This is a genomic window from Amphibacillus sp. Q70 (genome assembly GCF_052055485.1).
Classification (GTDB): Bacteria; Bacillota; Bacilli; order Bacillales; family Amphibacillaceae; genus Amphibacillus.
In genome coordinates, this window is record NZ_CP197171.1 from 1,736,099 (window position 1) to 1,760,383 (window position 24,285).

24 protein-coding genes and 1 other annotated feature (1 of these 25 running past the window's edge) are annotated in these 24,285 nt (G+C 37.8%); of the genes, 20 read left to right on the top strand and 4 right to left on the bottom strand.

From position 1 onward, the window contains the following. Positions 1 to 138 (top strand) — a binding site (T-box leader) (it extends 96 nt beyond the left edge of the window). A gap of 57 nt (positions 139 to 195) precedes the next feature. From trpE to trpA, 7 genes are read left to right on the top strand one after another with little or no spacing between them, the layout of a single operon-like run. Then, positions 196 to 1,572 carry an anthranilate synthase component I gene (gene trpE, locus ACS127_RS07710; RefSeq protein WP_440897841.1) on the top strand — a complete coding sequence of 459 codons (1,377 nt, stop codon included), beginning with the start codon at positions 196 to 198 and terminating at the stop codon, positions 1,570 to 1,572. Next, positions 1,569 to 2,156, top strand: a complete 588-nt coding sequence (locus ACS127_RS07715; RefSeq protein ID WP_440897842.1) for an anthranilate synthase component II — start codon at positions 1,569 to 1,571, stop codon at positions 2,154 to 2,156. Before trpE ends, ACS127_RS07715 begins: the two co-directional genes overlap by 4 nt. Continuing rightward, entirely contained in the window at positions 2,153 to 3,181 is a 1,029-nt protein-coding gene (gene trpD, locus ACS127_RS07720) for an anthranilate phosphoribosyltransferase (protein ID WP_440897843.1), read from the top strand. Before ACS127_RS07715 ends, trpD begins: the two co-directional genes overlap by 4 nt. Continuing rightward, entirely contained in the window at positions 3,178 to 3,945 is a 768-nt protein-coding gene (gene trpC / locus ACS127_RS07725) for an indole-3-glycerol phosphate synthase TrpC (protein ID WP_440897844.1), read from the top strand. The genes trpD and trpC overlap by 4 nt, the downstream gene beginning before the upstream one ends. A 10-nt stretch (positions 3,946 to 3,955) precedes the next feature. Continuing rightward, positions 3,956 to 4,558 (top strand): phosphoribosylanthranilate isomerase, encoded by a 603-nt coding sequence (locus tag ACS127_RS07730; protein ID WP_440897845.1) that lies wholly within the window; start codon positions 3,956 to 3,958, stop codon positions 4,556 to 4,558. Positions 4,559 to 4,563: 5 nt separating this feature from the next. Further along, entirely contained in the window at positions 4,564 to 5,775 is a 1,212-nt protein-coding gene (gene trpB / locus ACS127_RS07735; protein WP_440898102.1) for a tryptophan synthase subunit beta, read from the top strand. Then, positions 5,762 to 6,538, top strand: a complete 777-nt coding sequence (gene trpA / locus ACS127_RS07740; RefSeq protein ID WP_440897846.1) for a tryptophan synthase subunit alpha — start codon at positions 5,762 to 5,764, stop codon at positions 6,536 to 6,538. Before trpB ends, trpA begins: the two co-directional genes overlap by 14 nt. A gap of 590 nt (positions 6,539 to 7,128) precedes the next feature. On the opposite strand, the gene ACS127_RS07745 is transcribed toward trpA, so the two are convergent. The 4 genes from ACS127_RS07745 to ACS127_RS07760 all read right to left on the bottom strand — a co-directional run bounded on the left by ACS127_RS07745 (position 7,129) and on the right by ACS127_RS07760 (position 11,611). Beyond that, positions 7,129 to 8,493, bottom strand: coding sequence for an FAD-dependent oxidoreductase (locus tag ACS127_RS07745; RefSeq protein ID WP_440897847.1), 1,365 nt, complete (start codon positions 8,491 to 8,493; stop codon positions 7,129 to 7,131). Positions 8,494 to 8,893: 400 nt separating this feature from the next. Next, a complete protein-coding gene (locus tag ACS127_RS07750) occupies positions 8,894 to 9,226 on the bottom strand; it encodes a type II toxin-antitoxin system PemK/MazF family toxin (RefSeq protein ID WP_440897848.1) in 333 nt (110 codons plus the stop codon). Continuing rightward, positions 9,227 to 9,499 (bottom strand): AbrB/MazE/SpoVT family DNA-binding domain-containing protein, encoded by a 273-nt coding sequence (locus ACS127_RS07755; RefSeq protein WP_440897849.1) that lies wholly within the window; start codon positions 9,497 to 9,499, stop codon positions 9,227 to 9,229. Positions 9,500 to 9,991: 492 nt separating this feature from the next. Beyond that, on the bottom strand, positions 9,992 to 11,611 hold the full coding sequence (locus ACS127_RS07760; protein ID WP_440897850.1) for an ABC-F family ATP-binding cassette domain-containing protein: 1,620 nt from the start codon (positions 11,609 to 11,611) through the stop codon (positions 9,992 to 9,994). Positions 11,612 to 11,799: 188 nt separating this feature from the next. On the opposite strand from ACS127_RS07760, the gene ACS127_RS07765 reads away from it, so the two are divergent. From ACS127_RS07765 to ACS127_RS07825, 13 genes are all read left to right on the top strand, one after another. Beyond that, a complete protein-coding gene (locus tag ACS127_RS07765) occupies positions 11,800 to 12,399 on the top strand; it encodes a nitroreductase family protein (protein WP_440897851.1) in 600 nt (199 codons plus the stop codon). Positions 12,400 to 13,073: 674 nt separating this feature from the next. Further along, positions 13,074 to 15,227: a DNA topoisomerase III gene (locus ACS127_RS07770; RefSeq protein ID WP_440897852.1), complete on the top strand. Its 2,154-nt coding sequence runs from the start codon at positions 13,074 to 13,076 to the stop codon at positions 15,225 to 15,227. Between the two features lie 392 nt (positions 15,228 to 15,619). Continuing rightward, positions 15,620 to 16,594, top strand: coding sequence for a metal ABC transporter solute-binding protein, Zn/Mn family (locus ACS127_RS07775; RefSeq protein WP_440898103.1), 975 nt, complete (start codon positions 15,620 to 15,622; stop codon positions 16,592 to 16,594). 1 nt (position 16,595) lies between these two features. Continuing rightward, positions 16,596 to 17,357: a metal ABC transporter ATP-binding protein gene (locus ACS127_RS07780; RefSeq protein WP_440898104.1), complete on the top strand. Its 762-nt coding sequence runs from the start codon at positions 16,596 to 16,598 to the stop codon at positions 17,355 to 17,357. Next, the gene (locus ACS127_RS07785; protein WP_440898105.1) at positions 17,335 to 18,255 is read left to right on the top strand and encodes a metal ABC transporter permease; all 921 of its coding nucleotides are present in this window, start codon (positions 17,335 to 17,337) and stop codon (positions 18,253 to 18,255) included. The genes ACS127_RS07780 and ACS127_RS07785 overlap by 23 nt, the downstream gene beginning before the upstream one ends. Beyond that, on the top strand, positions 18,252 to 19,124 hold the full coding sequence (locus ACS127_RS07790; RefSeq protein ID WP_440897853.1) for a metal ABC transporter permease: 873 nt from the start codon (positions 18,252 to 18,254) through the stop codon (positions 19,122 to 19,124). Before ACS127_RS07785 ends, ACS127_RS07790 begins: the two co-directional genes overlap by 4 nt. A 170-nt stretch (positions 19,125 to 19,294) precedes the next feature. Further along, positions 19,295 to 19,954: a hypothetical protein gene (locus ACS127_RS07795; protein ID WP_440897855.1), complete on the top strand. Its 660-nt coding sequence runs from the start codon at positions 19,295 to 19,297 to the stop codon at positions 19,952 to 19,954. A gap of 455 nt (positions 19,955 to 20,409) precedes the next feature. Further along, positions 20,410 to 21,069 carry a hypothetical protein gene (locus tag ACS127_RS07800; RefSeq protein ID WP_440897856.1) on the top strand — a complete coding sequence of 220 codons (660 nt, stop codon included), beginning with the start codon at positions 20,410 to 20,412 and terminating at the stop codon, positions 21,067 to 21,069. 142 nt (positions 21,070 to 21,211) lie between these two features. Continuing rightward, complete coding sequence (locus tag ACS127_RS07805) at positions 21,212 to 21,370, top strand: hypothetical protein (RefSeq protein ID WP_440897857.1); 159 nt, start codon at positions 21,212 to 21,214, stop codon at positions 21,368 to 21,370. 37 nt (positions 21,371 to 21,407) lie between these two features. Beyond that, positions 21,408 to 21,716, top strand: a complete 309-nt coding sequence (locus ACS127_RS07810; protein ID WP_440897858.1) for a lmo0954 family membrane protein — start codon at positions 21,408 to 21,410, stop codon at positions 21,714 to 21,716. A gap of 18 nt (positions 21,717 to 21,734) precedes the next feature. Further along, positions 21,735 to 22,364 (top strand): PspA/IM30 family protein, encoded by a 630-nt coding sequence (locus ACS127_RS07815; RefSeq protein ID WP_440897859.1) that lies wholly within the window; start codon positions 21,735 to 21,737, stop codon positions 22,362 to 22,364. 179 nt (positions 22,365 to 22,543) lie between these two features. Beyond that, positions 22,544 to 23,263: a cell wall-active antibiotics response protein LiaF gene (gene liaF, locus ACS127_RS07820; RefSeq protein WP_440897860.1), complete on the top strand. Its 720-nt coding sequence runs from the start codon at positions 22,544 to 22,546 to the stop codon at positions 23,261 to 23,263. Further along, the gene (locus tag ACS127_RS07825) at positions 23,260 to 24,285 is read left to right on the top strand and encodes a sensor histidine kinase (RefSeq protein ID WP_440897861.1); all 1,026 of its coding nucleotides are present in this window, start codon (positions 23,260 to 23,262) and stop codon (positions 24,283 to 24,285) included. The genes liaF and ACS127_RS07825 overlap by 4 nt, the downstream gene beginning before the upstream one ends.

Consider the following 24,285-nt stretch of genomic DNA (forward strand, 5'->3'; position numbering starts at 1 on the left):
CTTACTAGAGCTTTTTTGAACATCACTAAGTAGGAAGAGCCGGTTTATCCCCGTGATCAGATCAAAGTGTAGAGAAAATATTCTCTAAAATGGTGGTGGTACCGCGGTTTGTTAGTGCTGAAAAAAATCGTCCCCTAAATAGTTTAACGCTATTTAGGGGATTTTTAATATTTAAAAATAAGGGAGTGATCAACATTGACTTATCCATATCAAAAACGGGAGCTTAATGCAGATACGTTAACTCCGATTGCTGTCTTCAATCGATTGCAAGGGAAGAAGAAATTTATTTTAGAAAGCTCAAGTAACCATGAGGATAAAGGACGTTATTCTTTTATTGGCATGAATCCATTCAAGGAAATCATAGCAACAGATCAGAAAGTTGACGTTAAAATCGGTAATCGAATCGAACGGATCGTCGGAAAGCCACTTGAAATTGTTAAGGAACATATTCCACATGTAGATTTAGATTTACCCTTTGCCTTTTACAGTGGTGCGGTTGGTTATATCGGTTATGACATCATTCGTCAATATGAAGAGATTGGTGAGCGACTTGAGGATGAAATAAATATGCCTGATTTGCATTTGATGATTTATCAGGATTTGCTTATTTTTGATCATCAAAAACAGACGTTAACGATCATTGCAGTTGATCTGACAAAGTCGAGAAGTCTTTCGATATTAAATGAAGCTCTTGACCAGATCACTGAGCAGCTTTTAACCAATCTGCAGGAAGACATTGAAGAAAATCACACCTTAGCTTTTGAGCCGTCAATCGATCAGGAGACGTTCATGAATAAGGTAAAAGAGGCAAAAAAATATATTGCTAATGGCGATATATTTCAAGTCGTTTTGTCACAACGCATGAAGGCAGACTTTGCTGGCGATCCTTTTTACTTTTATCGTCGGTTAAGAGTAACAAATCCATCACCCTATATGTATTATTTAGATTTTGGTGATTATCTTGTGCTTGGCGCTTCACCAGAAAGCTTAATTAAGGCAAAAGGGCAGCAATTAACGACCAATCCAATTGCTGGAACGCGACCACGTGGAGCAACAGCAGAAATCGATCAAAAGTTAGCCGAACAACTTTTGGCAGATCCCAAAGAATGTGCTGAGCATAAAATGCTGATTGATTTAAGCAGAAATGATTTAGGGCGTGTTTGCAAAAGTGGGACGATTCAAATACCTGAATATATGATCGTTGAACGCTATCAGCATGTGATGCATATTGTTTCTAAAGTGACTGGAGAACTAGAGGAACATGTGACAGCGATTGATGCACTGCTTTCCCTTTTACCTGCCGGGACGGTTTCAGGTGCACCAAAGGTTAAATCAATGCAGATCATTAATCAATTAGAAGATGTTAAGCGCGGGGTCTATGCGGGAGCAGTTGGTTATATCAATATGAATGGTGACCTTGATCTCGCCATAGCGATTCGAACGATGGTGCTTAAAGACAAGCGAGCTTATGTTCAAGCAGGTGCTGGGATTGTTCATGATTCAGATCCAGCTAGTGAGTACCAAGAGACATTGAATAAAGCAAAAGCCTTGTTGGAGGTGGCGCAGAAATGATTCTATTAATTGATAATCAGGGTTCATTTACGTATAACTTATATCAATATTTAGGCGAATTAGGAGAAATCGTTCATGTGGTTAGAAACAATCAAATGACACTAACAGAGCTTAAACAGCTAGCCCCTGAAGCAATTGTCTTCGCTTCAGGTTCTGTGACACCGGAAGAGAGCGAATTTTGTTTGCAAATCATTAAAACTTTTGAACAGAAGATTCCGATTTTAGGGATTGGCTTCGGTCATCAATTGATTGGTAAAGCTTATGGGGCAACAATCTGTCAAGCCAAACAGATTAGGCATGCTAAGCAAGCAAAAATTAGCCATCAACAAGCAGGTCTGTTTAAAAATTTGCCCAGTCCAATGGAAGTCATGTGCTATCACTCACTTGTGATTGATAAACAAACCCTACCGAATTGTTTGTTGATTACAGCAACTTCAATAGATGATCAGGAAATTATGGCGATTCAACATATGGATGATCCGATCTACGGTTTGCAATTTCATCCGGAATCAATGGGTACACCAAAGGGCAAGGAGATATTAGCAGAATTTCTTAATACTGTGAAGCGGAGGGAGTCACAATGAAAAGCTATTTAGAAAAAGTACTGTCAGGAAAACATTTAACGATAGCCGAGATGGAAGAGGCTGCCCAGTTGATGTTCAATCCAGCGACATCAGAAGCGTTAGTCGGTGGGTTTCTAACAGCATTGAAATATAAAGGCGAAACAGTGAGTGAGATAACAGGACTTGTCAATGTGATCCGTCAAAAGGCGCTTAAGATGCCAATGATGATCACGGATGTAATGGATAACTGCGGAACAGGTGGTGATCATTCGCAAAGCTTCAACATTAGTACGACAAGTGCTTTTGTTTTGGCAGGAGCGGGCATTAAAGTAGCTAAACATGGCAATCGAAGTATTTCTAGTCAAACGGGGAGTGCGGATGTTTTAGAAGCACTTGGGATTGAACTTAGCACCACCCCTGAGCAAATGAGTGATTTACTCAATCAGAATGGGATTGCTTTTCTGTATGCCCCTCATGTTCACCCAGACATGAAGCACGTGATGCGTGTCCGGTTGGGATTAGGGATTCCAACGATTTTTAATTTAATTGGTCCCTTGACAAATCCTGTTCATTTATCCACCCAATTGCTGGGTCTTTATCGTCGAGATCTACTTGAACAAATGGCAAGTGTGCTTGATCAGCTCGGGAGAAAACGTGCCCTTGTCATTAATGGTGCAGGTTATATGGATGAAGCTTCACTAGCTGGTCAAAATCATTGTGTTTTATTGAATCAAGGAGAGTTCACTTCATTTACCATTCATCCAGAAGAGGTTGGCTTACCCGTTGTTGATAATGAGCAGATCAAAGGCGGTCATGCAAAAGAAAATGCCCGTATTTTGCAAAGTGTGTTAAATGGTGAAACAGGCCCACATCGAGACATCGTTTTATTAAATGCGGGCTTAGGCATTTTTGCGAATGGGTTAGTGGAAACGGTAAAAGATGGGGTAGCGCTAGCTAAAGAGAGCATTGATTCAGGTGAAGCTTTGAAACGGTTAACAGGCTTAATGGATGATAGTAAAACGTTCAGTCAAGGGGTGAGCAAATGACCATTCTAGAAACCATTCTATTGGAAAAGGAAAAAGAAGTTAAACAATTAAAAAAGGATGTTTCACTGACAGAGCAGAAACGACTCACGCCGATTCATTCTTTTATTGCTCAATGTCGAAAGGATCAATCGTTAATAATCATTGCTGAATTTAAGCGAGCTTCTCCATCAAAGGGAATCATCAATCCAGATCTTGATCCGACAAAACAAGCGGAACAATATCAAGCGTTGGGGGCAAGTATGATCTCTGTCTTAACGGATCAACCCTTTTTTAAAGGGAGTTATGCAGATTTAGCAGCCGTTCGGAATACTGTTGACTTACCAATATTAAATAAAGATTTTATCATCGATGAAGTGCAGATTGATCGTGCTTATCGTTATGGGGCTGATGTGATTTTGCTTATTGCAGCCAGCTTGCCAGAGCAACGGTTAAATGACCTTTATCAGTATGCGATTAAGCTTGGCTTGGAGGTTCTCTTTGAAGTTCACAAGCCGGAAGAACTTACGATAGCGAATCGAATCGGTGCAGAGTTAATTGGCGTCAATAATCGAGACTTAAAAACCTTTGAAGTTGACCTGAAGGTAACTGAGCAATTAGCTCAATTGCTTGATATTGACCGTCAAATCCTAGTGAGTGAAAGTGGCATTCAGACGGCTGCAGATGTGCAACGTTTAAAACAAGCTGGTGCGAGAGCGATTTTAGTTGGAGAAACGTTAATGCGGGCAAATGATTTACAAGCAACGTTCAGTGATTTTTTGAAATGAGGGAATGATTATGCTTGTTAAAATATGTGGGATAAGAACTATAGAAGCGGGTCTAACCGCAGCGAGCATGGGCGCAGATTTAGTTGGATTTGTTTTTGCTGAAAGTAAACGGCAAGTATCCGTAGCAGAAGCAGTTCGAATAAGAAAACAATTACCACCTCAGGTAAAAGGGGTTGGCGTTTTTGTCAATACACCGATTTCAACCGTTAATCAGATAGCTAGAGAAGTCAAATTAGATTATGTTCAGTTACACGGTGAAGAAACCGTAGCTAGTTGTTTAGCAAGTGATTTTCCCGTTATCAAGGCACTATCGATTCAAACAGAAGAGGACCTTAAAAAGGTGAACATGTTTTTACCCGTTGTTGACTATCTACTGATCGATGGACCGATCGCTGGTAGCGGTCAGGTATTTGATTGGAAGCTGCTTGATTCAATTCCCCACGCTCGAAAAAAAATGATTTTGGCTGGGGGCTTAACCCCAAGCAATGTACAAGAGGCAATCAATCAAGTTGATCCAATCGGGGTAGATGTGTCGAGTGGTGTTGAAACAAATGGAGTCAAAGATAATCAGAAAATCGAACAATTTATTAAAAAAGCAAAGGGAGTTAGGTGATGAATATGTCAATGTATCAACAGCCAGATTTAACTGGACATTTCGGCTCATTTGGTGGGCGATTTGTTCCTGAAACCTTAATGCCAGCAATTATTGAACTTGAAGCGGCCTATCAAGAAGCCATCGACGATCCTGATTTTCAAAAGCAATTAACCGATTATTTAACACAATATGTGGGTCGAGAAACGCCACTTTATTATGCTGAACGCTTAACCCAGGCGTTAGGTGGGGCGAAGATTTATTTAAAGCGAGAAGATTTAAATCATACCGGTGCGCACAAAATTAATAATGCCCTCGGTCAAGCTTTATTGACCGTTAGAATGGGTAAGAAAAAAGTAGTGGCAGAAACAGGCGCAGGGCAACATGGTGTGGCAACGGCTACAGTATCGGCATTATTAGGACTCGAATGTATTATTTTTATGGGTGAAGAGGATATCCAACGCCAAAAACTAAATGTCTTTCGGATGGAACTTCTCGGTGCAAAGGTTGTGAGTGTAAGCCAAGGGAGTGGAACTTTAAAAGATGCAGTTAATGAAGCACTCCGATACTGGGTAACCCATGTTGAAGATACTCACTATATTCTAGGCTCTGTTGTAGGACCACATCCTTTTCCAAAAATCGTTCGTGATTTTCAAAGTGTGATTGGCAGTGAAACAAAACAGCAGTTTGCGGATGTTGCCGGGGGGCTTCCTGATGCGATTGTTGCCTGTATTGGGGGAGGAAGCAATGCAATGGGTATGTTTTATCCATTCATTAATGATCAGAAGGTTAATTTATATGGGATTGAAGCGGGTGGGCTTGGTCTAGAGTCAGGCAAACATGCGGCTACCCTTACAGATGGTAAAGTAGGTGTTTTACACGGGATGATGACGTATTTGCTTCAAGATCAAAAGGGTCAGATTGAAGAAGCAAGCTCGATCTCAGCTGGGCTTGATTATCCAGGTGTCGGTCCAGAACATAGCCACTTGAAAGAGATTGATCGTGTAACTTATCGATCCGTTACCGATAAGGAAGCCTTAGAAGGGTTAAAACTACTCTCGCAAATGGAAGGGATTATTCCAGCGTTAGAGAGTGCCCATGCCATTGCGTATTTAACTGAGTTGGCACCTAAAATGGGTGCTGATCAATCGATTGTTGTTTGTCTTTCCGGACGTGGCGATAAAGATGTTGAAACGGTTCAATCTGCATTAGGAGGGGATTTGAATGTCAATAACTAAATTAGATCAAGCTTTACAGCAAACGTTAGTAAAGGGTGACAAAATATTTATTCCTTATATTATGGCAGGAGATGGTGGACTCGATCAACTTCCAGAGCAGATTAACTTTTTAGCTGAAGCGGGCGCAACAGCTATTGAGTTAGGTATTCCATTTTCAGATCCGGTCGCAGATGGACCCTTCATTCAAGCCGCCGGACTCAGAGCGCTTCAACAAGGAGTGAGCCTCCGTTCTATTTTGAAAATTTTGAAGCACACAAAGGAGCAGCGCGCGATTCCAATTGTGTTGATGACTTATTTTAATCCTATTTATGCCTATGACTTGGAGACATGTTTAAAAGATTGCGCTGAAGCAGGTGTTTTCGGCTTGATTATTCCTGACTTGCCATTAGAAGAAGAGGGCACCATCCCAGAACTTATGGAAAATCATGGTCTAGCACTTATTCGCCTAGCTACATTAACCAGTTCAAAGGAAAGATTGACGCAAATTGCCGAACGAACGACTGGATTTTTATATGCTGTTACCGTGACTGGAACGACAGGTGTAAGAAGTCAATTTATCGAATCGATTGGTGATTATTTAACAGATCTAAAAACGATCAGTAAAAAGCCCGTCCTCGCTGGTTTTGGTGTATCAAATCCTGAACAGGTCAAGGAGCTAAGTCATTATTGTGATGGGGTCATTGTTGGTAGTAAAATTGTCGCTAGCCTGCATGAAGGAAAACGAGAAACAATTGAAAAATTGATTCAGGCAGCAAAAGGATAAATACAAAATAATTATTATGTAAAAATGCAATCAAGTTAGCTGAAATACAGTCAAGTTAGGGGAAATGCAATCAAGTTAGCTGAAATACAGTCAAGTTAGGGGAAATGCAATCAAGTTAGCTGAAATGCAGTCAAGTTAGGGAAAATACAGTCAAGTTAGCCGAAATACAATCAAGTTAGCTGAAATGCAGTCAAGTTAGGGAAAATGCAATCAAGTAAACGAAAATACAATCAAGTTAGCCGAAAATACAATCAACTTTTCCGAATTACAATCAAGTTAATTGATTTTTAAACAAGTTTCATAATAAAGCAGTCAAGTTAGACAAAAAAGTGATAAAGTCGATTTATTGTTGTTTGAAAAGAGCGTACTATTTCTTAAAGTGCGAGTTCAAAAGGAGCATAAAAAAGAGTGGAGTAGTTCGAGGATACGAAGCTTTGAGCTAGCTCCGGAGCATATGTTTATCATATGCATGAGGAAGGGAGAAGCTAGTAGACAAAGACATGCGACAGCTATTTTTAGCATGCTTTTTGAGCAACCTCATATAAATAATCCCCTTAAAGTTATCAATAGCTAACTTTAAGGGGAGAGAATTATACTTCAGTTGTTTCCTTTTCTAGCACAGTTTCTTGTTGAACAGCTTTTAAGGCAACTTCATTCAAGTAATTTACCGGTTTATTGAAATGCGGTTGGAAGAAGAAATCAGTTAAAGCCAGCTGCTCAATGGTCATACCATTCGCAATGGCAACACTAACTGTATTGACAACTTGAGTTAAGTCGATATCTGAGATAACTTGTGCACCAACGATGCGATTTGATCCAACCTCGTAAACCAATTTTAATTGAATCAGATTATTTTCAGGCATAAAATCAGGACGATAAGTTTCTTCGATTGAAGTTGATCGTACCTCGATATTGTTTATGTTTGCTGCTGTTTCAGTTAGTCCAGTTGAACCAATATAGTGGTTGTAAATTTTCAAGCCAGATGTTCCTTGTGTACCTGGATGAGGAACTCTTGCTTCAACTAAGTTTTGAGCAACGAGCGTTCCCATTCGAACAGCGTTTGTTGCTAATGGGATATAAGCTGCTTTACCTGTTGGGTTATATGGGACGGCACAACAGTCACCAGCTGCATAAACGTCTTTTGCACTTGTGCGCATGTATTGGTCGACAACAATCGCTCCACTTGGTAACATGTCTACTTGCTCTTTAAAAAGATCAGTATTTGGTCGGAAGCCAATACACATAACGACGAGCTCAGCTTCAACTTCACACTTATTGGTGATCACCTTTTCAACTTTACCATTACCTTCAAAACCAGAAACCATTTCGTTGAGTAGTAATTGAACACCTTTATCTCGGAAAGATTGTTCAACAGGATCAGTAAATGATTTGTCCAAGTAACGATTTAAAATGCGTGATTCAGCATCAATTAACGTGACATTCTTACCCTTTTCTTCAAAAGCTTCAACTAATTCAACACCAATATATCCACCACCAACGACGGTAACATTGTTAACATGTTCGGAACGACGAATGATTTCTTTGGCATGATCATAGTTTTTACATAATACAACATTCTCTAAATCTGAACCAGGTATAGGTGGAGTGAGTGGCCATGATCCAGTTGAGATAATTAATTTATCATACGAATGAATCGTAAACTCACCGCTATTTAAATCCCTTGCTTCTAGTTGCTTTTGTTCAGTATCAACGGTGACCACTTCATGTTCCATATGCATCTTGATCCCTTTGTCTTCAAAGCCATCAACTGAAGCATAGAATAGTGATTCTGCTTTTTCAACAACACCACCAACATACAAAGCAATCCCACAAGATAAGAACGACACCGTATCATTTCGTTCAAATACTTCAATTTCTGCTTCAGGGTATAAAGCTAGCGTGTTTTTAATTGCTGCTGTTCCTGCATGTGTACAACCAATAACTGCTACTTTCATCTTTTCCGCCTCCATTTTCGTTCAAAATTTCACATTATTAAATAAAACCAATAGAATGTTTGCAATAAACTTATTATACCTTTAAGTGTATTAAGTATCAATCAATTATGAAACATTTCACAATCTTTTTTCCCAATTCTTATTTCAATAGGTTTAACAAAAGCTATATTCTTATTATTCACAAAGTTGTCACATTTATAATAGGTAAATAAAGGATAAAAGGCAGGAGAGGGCTCTCTCCTGCTTTAATAGCTTTACTATTGGTGTTGGATAAAAAAATGTAAAAGTTAAGTATTTAATCTAGAGTGAACACGCTAATGGGTGACGGAGCAAACTTTCATTTGCTCCTTCTAGGTCTTTACAGCGAATGAGGTACCGATTAAGAAGTATATTAAGATGGTTAGCAATATAAAAATGTATGTATTTTTTCTATACATGCTTGAACAACTTCATCAGGTGTTTTTCCTTTTACCTGAATTTCCCTCGCTGACCAGTCAAGATTTCTAATTTGGTCTGCCAAGATCACCCCTGTAAACGTACTGTCCTCAGGCAAAGGTATTTCAAATCCCCAACCTCGGACAGTATTGGTTATCGGGCATAATGAAGCGAATTTCGTAACTTCATTAAATTTTTTATCAGATAAAACGATTGCAGGTCTGCGTCCTTTTTGTTCATGCCCTGTCTGTGGGTCAAAATCCATATAAACTAAATCCCCTCGATCTGGTGCTTTCATTTACCAAATTTCATTCCCTTCAGGTTTTCCCCAGTCAATTTCATCGTGTCTGTTTTCTGGCGTGCATTGGGAAAGTAGTTCATCCAATGTTGGTTTAGATTTGACTGGGCTTAATATAATGCAATTTTTTCCTTCCGTGACTTTGATTTCAGAACCGTTTTCGACACCATATTTTTTTGCGATTCTTTGAGGGATACGAACACCAATACTGTTTCCCCATTTTTGTGCTGTTGTTGTCATATCTAACACCTCTTTCTTATCTGATAATTCCATTATATCACCTTTCTTTTTATTCGTATATACTTAATATATACAAAAATATAAACTTGATACATAAAAGCACTAGTTTTGGATAAATTTTTTTGAGCGATGTCATTTAGCCGAACAGACCTAGAGCAAGCTAAGATTGCTAGTCACGCATTTGCGTGATATTCCCCTTTATAGGTAAACAAAGGGTGCCTATTCATTGTAATCCCAAAGGAGAAGTTACTCCAGGTCGAGCACTTGATTTGACAATGTCTTCGTTTTTTATGCAACGGTAATGACATAAAATAAAGCTTCAAATAGTGATAGTTAGGTCTACAGGACGTAGTAAACTTTGTCTGCGTAATTATTAACTAATGAATAATAAGGAACATAAACGAACGTCTACACAGGATGTGCAGACGTTCGTTTATGTGATCAGTCTCTAGTTTCTACGAGTTTACGGACGCTTATCTGTGATAACCGTTTGATAAAGAGAAGTCAATCTATAGCTTCGAGTTTTTACCCATACATTTTAGCAATCTCTTTTTGTAATGTTTGGTCCGTTACATATTCATTGTAACTCATTTCTTTATCAATAAGACCATTTGGCGTTATTTCAATTAATCGGTTAGCGATACTATTAATAAATTGATGATCATGCGAGGTGAAAAGAATAGCACCTTTAAAATTAATCAAACCATTATTGACAGCAGTGATCGATTCAAGATCTAAATGGTTTGTCGGCTCATCAAGAAGCAATACATTTGCACTAGAAAGCATCATTTTAGATAGCATACAACGTACCTTTTCTCCACCAGATAGCACCTTTGCCTTTTTTAGTGCCTCTTCACCAGAGAACAACATCCGCCCTAAAAATCCACGTAAGAAAGTTTCTGTTTGATCTTCAGGTGAATATTGACGAAGCCATTCCACCAATGTGAGCTCACTATTTTCGAAAAATTTGCTATTGTCTTTTGGGAAATACGATTGTGAGGTGGTCACACCCCATGTATATGTGCCGGCATCAGGTTCAATTTCACCCATTAAAATATCAAATAAAGTCGTTTTAGCAATCTCGTTCGGTCCGACGAAAGCGACTTTATTGTCACGATTTAAAATGAAACTAACATTATCTAACACCTTAACACCATCAATGGTTTTACTCAAACCTTCGACACGAAGTAAATCATTGCCGATTTCCCGTTCGGGTTGGAAAGCAACATATGGATAACGGCGTGAAGAAGGTTTAATGTCGTCAAGAGTAATATTATCAAGCATTTTTTTACGAGAGGTAGCTTGTCTTGATTTAGACGCATTAGCGCTAAAGCGTGCGATAAAGTTTTGTAATTCCTTGATTTTTTCTTCTTTTTTCTTATTTTGGTCTTGTGCCATTTTTAAAGCCAATTGGCTAGATTCATACCAGAAGTCATAGTTTCCGACATAAAGTTCAATTTTTCCAAAATCAACATCAGCAATATGCGTACAAACTTTATTTAAGAAATGTCGATCATGCGAGACGACGATAACTGTATTTTCAAAGTTGATTAAAAATTCTTCTAACCATTGAATCGCTTGAATATCTAAGTGGTTGGTTGGCTCATCAAGAAGTAAAATATCGGGTGAACCGAATAAAGCTTGAGCAAGTAATACTTTAACTTTCTCAGATCCTGTTAAATCAGCCATCTTCTTATCATGTAGATCCTCAGAAATGCCAAGTCCTTTTAATAAAATACTCGCATCAGATTCAGCTTCCCAGCCATTTAGTTCAGCAAATTCACCTTCTAATTCAGCTGCTTTCATACCATCTTCTTCGGTAAATTCAGTTTTTGCATAAATCTGGTCTTTTTCTTTCATCACTTGATAAAGACGCTCGTGTCCTAGGATAACCGTTTCAATAACAGGGAACTCTTCATAAGCAAAGTGATCTTGCTTTAGAACTGCGAGACGTTTATCTTTTTCAAGTGAAATATGACCAGATTGAGCTTCTACCTCACCAGAAAGTACTTTTAAAAAGGTTGATTTTCCAGCACCATTAGCCCCAATCAAACCATAGCAATTTCCAGCTGTAAATTTAATATTTACATCTTCAAATAATTTCTTATCTCCATAGCGTAAGCTAACATTTGTGACTTGTAACATAACATTTTTCCTCCAAAAATTTAACTTAATCTTAGCCTAGCTTAAGCTAAATATAACGTTTAGTCAATGAAAGGAAGGGATGATTTAATTAATTTTCAGAATGGATCTAGTTGTCATTGTTTAAAAACATCAATAATCGGGAAATATATCCTGAGTGAGAAGTAAATAGATTTAGGGAGGGTTTATTTGTGACGAAAGATTTTTACCAAGCAGTAGAAGATCGCTATTCTACTTATCTAATTAGCGATCAAAAAATAGTGCCAGAAGATCGGATCGAAGAAGTGGTTCAATTTGCTGTCAAGCATACACCCCATGCTTTTAATTCACAGAGTGGTCGGGTAGTTGTCCTATTTGGTGAACATCATGAAAAATTATGGGAGATCACGAAGGCAGAGTTAAAAAAGGTCACCCCTGAACAGAATTTTCCTAACACAGAAGCGAAAATTAATGGATTCAAAGCAGGTTATGGTACAGTGTTATTTTTTGAAGATCAGAAAGTTGTTCAAGGCTTGCAAGAGCAATTTGATCTTTACAAAGATAATTTTCCGGTTTGGTCAGAACAAGCTTCAGGAATGCTCCAATATGTTATCTGGACAGCTCTGGAAAATGAAGGATTAGGTGCTTCATTACAACACTATAATCCACTGATTGACAAAGAAGTACAAAAACAGTGGGATATCCCTGAACACTGGTTATTACGCGGGCAAATGCCATTTGGTAAGCCCGAAGGAGAACGAGCCGAAAAAGAATATCAGCCCATAGAAGAGCGAGTGAAATTCTTTAAATAATTGAAGACGAGGCTATTGCACAATGTAGGATATATTGTGCAATAGCTTTTTTCTTTATCGGTATTAGAAATGTTATTGAAACATCCTATTCAACTTTTTGACTTGCAATTTTGCTAGAAACACTGGATAGATACGCTCTATCCAACATTTTGTTTTGTGATTTCGTTTGAAATGATTGATAGCAGGGGTCTATCTGACATTTTATCCTGTGATTATATTTAAAATGATTGATAGAAGAGGTCTATCCGACATTTTAACCTAGAATTTCGATTGAAACACCAGATAGATGTGCTCTATTCTCTACTCAGCTCTTTTAGATGGGAGTTTAAATTGTGAACTAGCTTCAATATTCACGCAAATGACTATTGTACTATAGGTTATATGACGTAAAAATAAATGTGAAAAGATGTACGTCATACATTTTGCAACAGCTCCTTAACTTATCTATTTCAATTATTCTAGTTCGTATATAGAAACTGAAATTCATAAGTATAATCAAATGTCCCCCTAATAACGCCCACCTGAAAATAAAGAAGAATGACTTGATTCAGGTGGTTGTTAACGGTCGCTAATGTCCTGATTCACTCAACTAACCTTCAGCGGAAAAAACACCGCTGAAGGAAGTTTCGTTTTATGTTAAGCTTACAGAAGGGAAAAAGAAAGGAATGGGTAAGATGAGTAAAATAGTTGTTCTAGCCGAAAAGCCTTCTGTTGGTCGTGATATGGCACGTGTTTTAAAATGTCAGAACAAACAAAATGGCTATTTTGAAGGCTCGAAATATATTGTGACATGGGCGCTAGGTCATTTAGTGACTTTAGCTGATCCGGAAGCTTATGATTCAAAATATAAAACGTGGCGTTTAGAGGATTTACCGATGTTGCCGGATCGATTGAAACTAGTGGTCATGCGTCAAACGAATAAACAATTTCAAACCGTGAAGAAACTATTGAACCGGAAAGATGTAGGTGAAGTGATTATTGCCACAGATGCAGGTCGTGAAGGCGAATTAGTTGCCCGCTGGACGATTGAGAAAGCAAGAATTAACAAGCCGATTAAACGGTTGTGGATTTCATCTGTGACAGATAAAGCAATCCGTGATGGTTTTAAGCAATTGAAGCCAGGGGAAGCTTATTACAATTTATACATGGCTGCGGCTGCTCGATCTGAAGCAGATTGGTATGTTGGTTTAAATGCAACACGAGCTTTAACAACAAAGCACAATGCTCAATTATCGAGTGGTCGGGTACAGACACCGACGTTAGCAATGATCGCTAAACGAGAAGGGGAAATTAAACAGTTTAAGCCAAAATCATTTTATGGTCTAAAGGCTAAAACGTCTACTGGGCTCCAGCTAAGCTGGCAAGATCAAAAGAACAATGGTCGAATTTTTGACAAGACAAAAGCAGAAAAGCGATTGATAACTGTTAAAGGAAAGAAAGCAAAGGTTATAGCGATCAAGCGGACGGAGAAGAAAAGTTACGCCCCTCCATTGTATGATCTATCATCCTTACAGCAAGAAGCGAACAAAGCGTTTGGTTTTTCAGGAAAACAAACCTTATCAATTATGCAAAAGCTATATGAGCAACATAAAGTGTTAACTTATCCACGAACGGATTCGCGCTTTTTGTCAAGTGACATTGTTTCAACGTTAAAAGATCGGGTTGAGGCTTGTCGAGTTGGTGAGTATGCTAAATTAGCACGTACGATTCTAAATGATGGGATCAAAGCAAACAAATCATTTGTCAATGATAAGAAAGTAACGGATCACCATGCGATTATTCCGACAGAGGAGTCTGCTATCTTATCTGATCTTGATGATAAGGAGCGTAAAATTTATGATTTAGTTGTGAAGCGATTCTTAGCTGTTTTATCCAAACCATATCGATATGAACAAACAGTCATTGAAGCAGAAATAGCCGGTGAAACATTTGTGATGAGTGAGAAAAATGTACTTGATCCAGGCTGGAAGTTGCTTTATCAAGATCAAGGGGATCAAACACGTTTACCAGCACTTAAAGAAGGGCAGTTGCTTGATGTTGCTGTTCAATTAACAGAAGGGAAGACGACACCTCCTGAACGTTTCACTGAAGGCACGTTACTAGAAGCGATGGAGAACCCGACAAAGTTTATGGATACAGGAAGCAGTGCTCAGAAAAAAACACTGAAGCAAAGTGGAGGTCTTGGAACGGTAGCAACTCGTGCCGATATTATCGATAAGCTTTTTAATACCCATTATATTGAGAGTCGAGGAAAGTATCTGTACACAACGTCTAAAGGACGACAACTACTAGACCTTGTGCCAGCTGATTTGCGTTCACCCATTCTAACAGCCGAATGGGAACAAAAATTAGCGGATATTGCTGCTGGTAAGCTGAAAAAGACGACGTTTATTAAAGAGATGAAGCAATATACACGAACAACAGTTAATGAAATAAAAAATAGTGCCAGCACGTTTAAACATGATAATATTACGGGAACGAAATGTCCTAATTGTGGAAAATTAATGCTTGAAGTAAACGGGAAAAAAGGTCGGATGCTTGTTTGCCAAGATCGAGAATGTGGTGGAAAAAAACATATTGCTCGTCAAACCAATGCCCGTTGTCCAAATTGTCATAAGAAAATGGAAATGCGTGGTACTGGTGAGGCACAGACTTTCACTTGTCGGTGTGGCTATCGAGAAAAATTATCTGCTTTCCAAAAACGAAAAGCAAAAAACAACCGACATCAAGCCTCAAAACGGGATGTCAATAAGTATTTGAAAAAAGATAATGAAGAAACTTTTACTAACACAGCTTTAGCTGATGCATTAAAGAAATTAAAAAAATAAACAAACAACCGATTTGTCCGAAATGGATGAATCGGTTTTTTTACATTTTAAGAGGATAAAAATTTGATTGAGAAGTAGATTAGGAGTAGTCAAAATGTTTACAGCAAAAGTATAAGAAAATAACTAGCCTAATTTCTTAAAAATTTACTTTATAAGGATAGATTTGATTGATGATCAGATAAGTAAAGATAATAAATTAAGTCCTAAGTACTTGGAAAACATTGACCTCTAACTAAGCATTTTAAGTCATAAATAAAGTTAATAAGTTTACCTAACGCAAAATTATTTTCTATAAGAAAAAACACTTGACAAACACAAGAAAAGGATTTATATTGTATACCATAAACAAAGTTTCCTTAGGGCAAATTTATGCAAAGGGAGGACAAAAAGTGATAAAACATACAAAAAAGATGTTGTATTTCGTTTTAGCAAGTTTAATTTTAATTTTAGGAGCATGTGCTTCAGGGGGTAATTCTGAAACGCAAGGTGATGGAGAAGGATCTGAATCTACAGGTGAGGGTGATCCGATAAATGTTGTGGCAACTATTGCCCAAATTGGGGAACCACTATCTGTTATTGGTGGCGAGTATGTAGAGGTAGAAACATTAATGGGTCCATCAATTGATCCACACTTGTATAACCCAACCCAAAGTGATATTTCAAAAATAGATGGTGCAGATGTTGTTTTTTATAGTGGTTTAAATTTAGAGGCGAATATGATTGATGCATTTGAGTCGATCGGAGAATCAAAACCAGTGCTTGCACTTGGAGAGACGTTAGCAGAATCAGATATTTTAGAGGATGAAGAAGAGGCAGGAGAACCTGATCCACATATATGGTTTGACCTTGATCTTTGGCAACAGGCTCTTGATGCTGCTGTTGAAGAGTTAAAAGATTATGCACCTGATTATGCCGATGTTTTTGAAGAAAATAAACAAGATTATTTTACTGAATTAGCTGCTGTTAAAGAGGATGCAGCTAAATTAGCTGATATTCCTGAAGAACAGCGTGTTTTGGTGACAGCACATGATGCCTTTGGTTACTTTGGACAAATGCATGATATTGAAGTGATTGGTTTGCAAGGTTTAAGTACAGAGTCTGAAGTGAGCATATCCGATGTTAATGAAACAATAGATATTATTAAAGAACATCAAGTCCCTGCTATCTTTGTTGAGAGTAGTATTAACCCGGATTCAATTGAAGCGGTTATTGCCGGGGCTAAAGATGAAGGTGTTGATATTGAATTAGGTGGAGAGCTCTACTCAGATGCGATGGGTGAAGCTGGGACGGAAGAAGGCACTTATATCGGTATGTACCGATATAATGTGGATACGATTTATGAGGCATTAAATGGAGGCGCAGAATGAAATGGAAAAGCCAATTATTGAAGTAGCGGGTCTTGCTGCTTCTTATCGAAAAAAAACGGTACTTCATGATATTGATTTTGTAGTTCAGCCTGGGTCATTAACGGGAATTGTCGGTCCAAATGGGGCCGGCAAGTCCACGTTAATCAAAACAATGTTGGATCTTCATCCTGCATTAACAGGCTCTGTCCGCTTTTTTAATTCATCTTATAAAAAAGTAAAAGATAGAATTGCTTACGTCCCTCAACGTGGTTCAGTTGACTGGGATTTTCCGACGGACGCTTTAGATGTCGTCACAATGGGTTTATATGGGCAAATAGGTTGGCTTAAGCGTCCCAATCGTTCGCACAAGAAAAAAGCATACCAAGCCCTAGAAAAAATGGGGATGGAAGACTATGCTGATCAACAAATCAGCCAGCTTTCTGGTGGACAACAGCAACGAGTATTTTTAGCAAGAGCTTTGGTTCAAAATGCTGATCTATATTTCATGGATGAACCTTTAGCTGGAGTGGATGCAGCGACAGAACGCGCGATTATGACAATTTTAAAAGAGTTAATTACCATTGGAAAGACGGTAATGGTTGTTCATCATGATCTGCAAACGGTAGCAGATTATTTTGATCATGTGCTTTTTCTAAATCATACGGTTGTTGAACATGGAAAAACGGAACAAGTATTTACTAAAGAGAACATCGCCCAAACCTATGGTGGTAATATGCGTTGGATGGGAGATGAACAAAATCATGTGGTCCAGTCTACTAAGTAGTAATACACAATGGGTCTTATTCAGTACAATGATTCTTGGCATTGCCTCAGGGACAATTGGCTGTTTAGCCTATTGGAAACGACAAAATTTAATGAGTGATGCTCTTTCGCATGCGGCGTTACCTGGTGTTGTGGTCGCTTTTTTGGTGATTGGAGAGAAAAATCTCTTCTATCTAGTCATAGGCGCCGCTATTAGTGCCCTCATAGGGGCCTATTTTATCCAATGGATTACCTCATCAAGTAGGATATCGGAAGATACAGCGATGGGGATCATCTTAGCTGTATTTTATGGCTTTGGTGTCATGCTTCTAACGGTTGCCAATCGATCAGCAACCGGAAATCAGAGTGGCTTAAATAGTTTTATTTATGGTCAGGCAGCAGCGATGGTGAAGTCAGATGTAATCACGATGATTATTTTAGCCTCGATTGTTATTTTTATTGTGATCATTGGTTTTAAAGAGTGGAAAATTTATCTGTTTGATCAACAGTTTGCTAAGGGATTAGGCTTATCGCTTAAAGGGATGAATTCATTGTATACAGCGGTTCTGGTTATTACGATCGTTGTTGGTATACAGGCAGTCGGTGTTATTTTAATGGCAGCTATGTTGATTATCCCAGCCGTTAGCGCTCGGTATTGGACACACACTTTTAAGAATATGCTCATGTTATCAGCTTTATTTGGTGGTCTATCAGGTGCTAGTGGAACATTTATTAGTACATTAGGAAGAGGTTTACCTACTGGCTCATTTATTGTTATTGTTGCGGCTGGTTTTTTTGTTATATCGTTATTAATTGGCAAAGAGAAAGGGATTCTGGTTCAGTATTTGCAATTCAAGTCCCATCAAAAGGCACATTCAGCCTCTTTACAAGCATCGAACAAGGGGGGACGAAGTAAATGACCTATACAGCATGGATTATTTTTACAGCAGCTTTGGTTGGACTGTCTTGTGGAATCATGGGTGTCTTTCTCATTTTAAAAAAACAAGCGATGATGGCAGATGCGATCAGTCATACGGTATTGTTGGGTATTGTACTTACCTATTTAATAACCGACCAATTGCATGGAGGAGTCATGTTAATTGGTGGTGTCTTTGCTGGATTATTAACAGCCTTTTTGGTTCAGTCACTCCATTCGTTAAATATTCAACATGATGCTGGAATTGGTATCGTCTTTACTACCCTTTTTGCAATTGGTGTTATTTTAATTGCTACATCCGTCGGCAATGTTCATCTGGATGTCCAACATGCGTTAATGGGTGAGATTACTTTTGTTCCATTTCATACGATAACCCTGCCGCTCATAGGTAGTATACCTGCAGCTACAGCTTTATTGTTGGTTGTATTGCTGATCATTTTGTTATTCATTACGATATTTTACAAGGAGTGGAAAATAACTTCATTTGACCCAGCATTGGCAGCCAGCTTAGGTATGCCTGTTTTATTTTTACACTATCTCTTTATGAGTCTTGTATCGATTACAACAGTCGCTTCCTTTGATGCAGTTGGTGCGATTATGGTTGTTGCGATGTTAATTACACCAGCCGCTTCGGCTTATCTTTGGACGGATCGACTTTTTACAATGTTTATTTTAAGTGGTACTTTCGGGGTTATATCTGCCGTGCTGGGCTATTATCTAGCAGCTTGGATTGATACCTCGATTTCAGGAAGTATGGCATTTATGACAGGGATTGTTTTCTTTATCAGCTTTATTTTTTCCCCTATACATGGTTTAATTGCTAAATATGTCCGACCAGAGAAAACTGCTTAATGTCAATACGAAGATAAATTAACTGACCGATTTTTCCCTGGAGGATCAATCGGTTTTTTAATGTTTCGTAAAAGGGATTACAATTTTTAAGAAAATTCAGTATAATGGTAATAATTCTTTGCAACTTTTTTAATTTTTTCTCCGTCTATTAATATGAAAAGGAGGCTAAAATGAAAACAAAAACAGTTTACCTACTATTTTTAAGCACGGGAACGATGCTTTCTAGAACAATAGATTTTTATACCCATACATCCTTAAATCACGTATCGATTTCTCTTGATCGATCGTTAAATTTTGTTTATAGCTTTGGGCGCAAACGTCCATATAACCCTTTTATTGGAGGATTTATTAAAGAAAATTTAAATTTACCCTTTTTTAGCCGGTCAACTTGTGCGATCTATCAATTGAAAGTGACCGAACGAGAGTATGAGCAGTTAAGTGAAAAAATACTACTCATGGAAGGTCAAAAGCACTTATATCGTTATAATTTTTTAGGGCTATTTGGTGTCATGATGAATAAAGAATTTCGTCGTCATAATGCATACTTTTGTTCGCAATTTGTAGCTACAATGTTACAAGAATGTGGTGTCTACCAGGGTTCTAAACCACCTGGGTTGATTCGCCCGCAAGATTTACGAGCATGGCGTGAGTTGAAACTAATTTACCAAGGGGAACTCAAATCATACCCATATTTCAACCATCAACCAACAGAAGAAACTGTAAGCCTTTGGCGGCAATCTCTTTTCTACTATAGTCTTTTTATCGACAAACGCATTAGAAGAACCAAGCATCTTGCCCGTCAAACTTGGAAACATATTAGATTTTTTTAATTTGCTTAGTGGGATAAGGGAAACTTTGTCCATAAGACATTTTTACGGAAATAATACTTTTTAATTTTAAACAATGACTATCTTTTAAGCAGAATGGATAAGAATATCGTGTGGCAATTCCGATCAAAAGGAGAATCAAATGTCCTGAGATCGGGACTTAGCATAAGAAGGGGATTTCTCCTTGCGACATGCTTGTCCTATTAGCATTCTCTAGTACGGTTACTCGTCCCATTGAAAACAATTAGCCACTTTAACATGGAAAAAATCAGATACAACCTCGTTGAGGCGTGCCTAATATGATTAGCTTAGCTAGCTTTTTTAGCTAAGCTTTTTTTGCTTGAAAATGAGAAGCTCGTCACCATTATAAGCCTCTAGTCTTAGTTAAAGATATAGCCTTAGACAGTTATCTATAACCGAGTTAAAAGATAAACTTAAGCTATTGAAAGGAGGTTGCGATGAAAACAAAGACTATCTATTTAATCTTTCTAAGTACGGGGACAATGTTAGCTAGAACGATAGATTTTTATACTAATACATCTTTAAATCATGTATCGATTTCTCTTGATCGATCATTAAATTTTGTTTACAGCTTTGGCCGGAAACGACCAAACAACCCATTTATTGGGGGATTTATTAAAGAAAATTTAAATCTTTCTTTTTTTAATCAGTCAACTTGTGCGATCTATCAATTGAAAATAACTGAACGTGAGTATGAACAATTAAGCGAAAAAATATTACTTATGGAAGCTCAAAAGCACTTATACCGTTATAATTTCCTGGGATTAATTGGCGTCATGATCAATAAGGAACTCCATCGTCATAACGCATATTTTTGCTCCCAGTTTGTAGCTACAATACTAAAGGAATGTGGTGTTTATCAAGACTCGAAGCCGTCAGGTTTGATTCGACCTCAAGATTTACGGGCTTGGGGTGAGCTAGAGTTGATTTACCAAGGAGAATTAAAATCATATCCATATCTTAATCAGCAACTAACGGAAGAACCTTTAAATTCTAAGTGGTTATTCTTTTCGTTTTATCGTATGTTTATTGATTATCGAATTAGGCAAACTAAGCATCTTGCTCGTCGAACTTGGCAACATATTAGATTTTTTTAATATCAGCTAACATCTTCTTGCAAGAAATTGTTTTAAAAAGTTGTGCAAAGTAATGATAGTAGTTAAGTACGAATCATTGAATCTGCTTGTAAAATTGAAAAGTAACCTGAAAATCACAGAACTTGCTCATAACTTCTAAAAGTTGCAAAAAGAGTTTGAGCAAAAAATCAAAGTACAAAAGTCTATAAAATCATTTGATAAGAGAGCAAAAAAAATCAAGAATGTCATTGCTGTTATCTTAAATAAGCCTCTAGTCTTAGCTAAAGATATAGCTGGGGACAGTTACTTATCATCAGTTTAAAAGATATACTTAATTTATAGAAAGGAGGCAGAATACGATGAGATCATTGATTTTAATCACTGTCATTATTATTGCAGGAATGATTATTTTATCGAGTATAGCACCATTAATTGCCTTATTGATCAGCCTTGCTATTGTCTATTACAGTGTCCGACGTTTTCTTTTAACGGATTCGGTTGGCGCTAAAATTGGCTGGGGAATCGTTGGTTTGATTGGGTTGTCAATGTCGTTATCTAACACATACGCATTAGTAGGTGTGGCAGCAGTTGTTCTTTTGTATTATGCGTACCATCAGTACAAGAAAAATAAGTACGAAAAAACAGATCAAGATTGGATTATAGATTAAAAAAGGAGAGAAAAGACTATGTCAAATTTATTTACCCGCATTAAGGACTCTGTCGTTGCAGATTTTCATGAATTATTGGATCAAAAAGAGGAAAAAAATCCAATGATACATTTGAATCAACATATTCGTAATTGTGAGGATGAAGTAAGAAAACTCAAGCAATTGATTGAAAAACAGTATACGATTAAGCAGTCGTACCAAAGAGAATTAAAGCAAGCGATCTTCATGCTTGATAAGCGAACACGTCAAATGGAGTTAGCGGAAAAAATGGAAGAAACTGAGTTATATGATGAAGCAAAAATCGAGGTCGATCAGTATCAAACACGTGTCAACCAGTTAACAAATCTAACGGATACAGCAGCAACACAGATTGAAGAAATCGAGCTCAAATATAGTGAAATGCGACATCAGTTAAAAAACCTCTATGTCAAACGATTAGAGTTAAAAGGTCGAGAAAATATTGCCCGTGTTCATAAGGGAATGAACAAAGTGCTCCAAACAGATTATTTTGAGCGGAGCAATAATAAATTTGCTGAAGCTGAGGACTATATTGAACGCTTGGAACAACAGGTTAAAACAGATGAACGTCTCCATACATTAGATGCTCGATTTTCGGAATTAGAAAAAAGAGATTTAATTTCAAAGTAGGTTAGTGTACGCTATAGGTAGTCGAGTAAGAACTTGGCTACCTATTTAAACCTTAAAAGAGATTGTTCAAAAAGTTGATAACATGTTGCAACAAGAAGGGATCACTGACTAAATATTGAAATGTCTGTGGATTGTGCCTTTAGCTGCCTTTTTGAACATACAGTAAAAGGGGAACGATTATGTTTAACCTATTTGATAAGAAAACAATCCAATATTTAGCTTTAGCGATTCTAGTTGTTTTTTTAATTGAATTCATTTTTTTGAAATCAAATCATGTGATTTGGATCATTATTTGTGGTGTGGTTAGTTATTTTTCCTGGCAATATTATTACCGACAGGAATATCGAATTTTATTTTGGCTTGGTATAGCAGGAATGGGGATGACCCTATTAAATACAATGTTTTTCAGGGTATTACTTGTGTTCCCGATTCTATGGTTAGCCTTTTATATTTATCAAAATATATCTGAAAATAAAAAAGAACCTGATCCCATACAGTTTGGTGAGGAACCCTTAGAAGATAAAGAGGTTTTATATTCCAATCAATGGTTTGGCAAACAAAACATTGGTGAAAAGCCCTATCACTGGCAGGATATAAATTCTCAAACATTATTTGGTGAAACAATTATTGATTTAACTCAAACGGTGTTGCCAAAAGGTGAACCCATTGTTTTAGTTAGGCACCTTGCTGGAACGATTAAAATCATTGTTCCTTATGATGTAGAAATGAGTATCCACCATTCTGTTTTTATTGGATCGGTAGATATTTTTGGCTATGGTGATGATCAGGTAACCAATCGTGTCATTCATTACCAAACCGAAAACTATCAAAAGGCGAACCAACGGGTGAAAGTTTATACAACCATGCTTGCCGGTAAGATCGAGGTGAGTCGTGGATGAGAAAAGCTTTGGTTAGAGGGATAGTTTTAGCTTTTTTACTAACAACCGTACTCATTTTACTCATTTTTAATCAGTTTGAATTTTTACATTGGCGTCTGCTTTGGTTAGAAAGCTTTGGCGGTTTGCCGTTAATTGTAGTCATTGTGATCGTCATATTATTATTAGGCTTTATCATTGGCTTACTGCCTTATCAGGCACAACAAAAAGAAGTTCGTCTGATCAAAGAGGCACTTGAACAAGTGTTATCTGATAAGTCTGAAGAAAAAGTCCGTTATTATGGTCAAGTCAAGGAAACTGGTCAGGTTATTCGTCTCATTGCTGATGTTCAACATCAGCTCAATCAAGTGACCAAACGAATGCAGGAAGTCATGAGTGAGCAGATTGAGGATCAAGAAGAACAGATTGAAGCACGATTAACTGAGGAACGAAATCGCCTAGCTCGTGAATTACATGATTCAGTCAGTCAAGAGTTATTTGCAGCTTCGATGCTTGTTTCTGCCATTAATGAAATGCCTGCTGATGAAGCACATCAGTTAGCACAGCCTTTAGCACAGATTGAACAAATGATTCAGCAAGCCCAATTAGAAATGCGTGCCTTATTACTTCATTTGCGGCCCATTGCTTTGAAGAATCATTCTTTAAAAGAGGGAATTGATCAACTTCTAACCGAGCTTGTAGAAAAGGTGCCTATTTCGATTAATTGGCGCTCAGAAGATTTAGCTCTAAACCGAGCGTTTGAGGATCATCTTTTCCGTATATTGCAAGAATCGTTGTCAAACGCATTACGCCATTCGAAGGCGAATCAAATTGATGTATTGTTTATTGCACGAGAAGGGATTGCGATCTTGTCCGTGATTGATGATGGGATTGGATTTGATCACGAGAAAGAGCAATCAGGCTCATATGGATTAGCGAACATGCAGGAGCGTACGACAGAAATAGGTGGCCAATTCCGAATTGTGAGTTTACCAGGACAGGGGACAAAGTTAACGGTGCGTGTCCCAATCAATAGTGAGAGGTGA

Bases quoted from the DNA above. Each gene is read 5' to 3' on its own strand.
- ACS127_RS07785 (WP_440898105.1), top strand. From the start codon at position 17,335: ATGTGGTCCAGTCTACTAAGTAGTAATACACAATGGGTCTTATTCAGT.
- ACS127_RS07810 (WP_440897858.1), top strand. From the start codon at position 21,408: ATGAGATCATTGATTTTAATCACTGTCATTATTATTGCAGGAATGATT.
- ACS127_RS07780 (WP_440898104.1), top strand. From the start codon at position 16,596: ATGGAAAAGCCAATTATTGAAGTAGCGGGTCTTGCTGCTTCTTATCGA.
- ACS127_RS07825 (WP_440897861.1), top strand. From the start codon at position 23,260: ATGAGAAAAGCTTTGGTTAGAGGGATAGTTTTAGCTTTTTTACTAACA.
- ACS127_RS07745 (WP_440897847.1), bottom strand. From the start codon at position 8,493: ATGAAAGTAGCAGTTATTGGTTGTACACATGCAGGAACAGCAGCAATT.
- ACS127_RS07750 (WP_440897848.1), bottom strand. From the start codon at position 9,226: ATGAAAGCACCAGATCGAGGGGATTTAGTTTATATGGATTTTGACCCA.
- trpD (WP_440897843.1), top strand. From the start codon at position 2,153: ATGAAAAGCTATTTAGAAAAAGTACTGTCAGGAAAACATTTAACGATA.
- trpA (WP_440897846.1), top strand. From the start codon at position 5,762: ATGTCAATAACTAAATTAGATCAAGCTTTACAGCAAACGTTAGTAAAG.
- trpB (WP_440898102.1), top strand. From the start codon at position 4,564: ATGTCAATGTATCAACAGCCAGATTTAACTGGACATTTCGGCTCATTT.
- ACS127_RS07815 (WP_440897859.1), top strand. From the start codon at position 21,735: ATGTCAAATTTATTTACCCGCATTAAGGACTCTGTCGTTGCAGATTTT.
- ACS127_RS07715 (WP_440897842.1), top strand. From the start codon at position 1,569: ATGATTCTATTAATTGATAATCAGGGTTCATTTACGTATAACTTATAT.
- ACS127_RS07760 (WP_440897850.1), bottom strand. From the start codon at position 11,611: ATGTTACAAGTCACAAATGTTAGCTTACGCTATGGAGATAAGAAATTA.
- ACS127_RS07770 (WP_440897852.1), top strand. From the start codon at position 13,074: ATGAGTAAAATAGTTGTTCTAGCCGAAAAGCCTTCTGTTGGTCGTGAT.
- ACS127_RS07790 (WP_440897853.1), top strand. From the start codon at position 18,252: ATGACCTATACAGCATGGATTATTTTTACAGCAGCTTTGGTTGGACTG.
- ACS127_RS07800 (WP_440897856.1), top strand. From the start codon at position 20,410: ATGAAAACAAAGACTATCTATTTAATCTTTCTAAGTACGGGGACAATG.
- ACS127_RS07755 (WP_440897849.1), bottom strand. From the start codon at position 9,499: ATGGAATTATCAGATAAGAAAGAGGTGTTAGATATGACAACAACAGCA.
- ACS127_RS07730 (WP_440897845.1), top strand. From the start codon at position 3,956: ATGCTTGTTAAAATATGTGGGATAAGAACTATAGAAGCGGGTCTAACC.
- liaF (WP_440897860.1), top strand. From the start codon at position 22,544: ATGTTTAACCTATTTGATAAGAAAACAATCCAATATTTAGCTTTAGCG.
- trpC (WP_440897844.1), top strand. From the start codon at position 3,178: ATGACCATTCTAGAAACCATTCTATTGGAAAAGGAAAAAGAAGTTAAA.
- ACS127_RS07795 (WP_440897855.1), top strand. From the start codon at position 19,295: ATGAAAACAAAAACAGTTTACCTACTATTTTTAAGCACGGGAACGATG.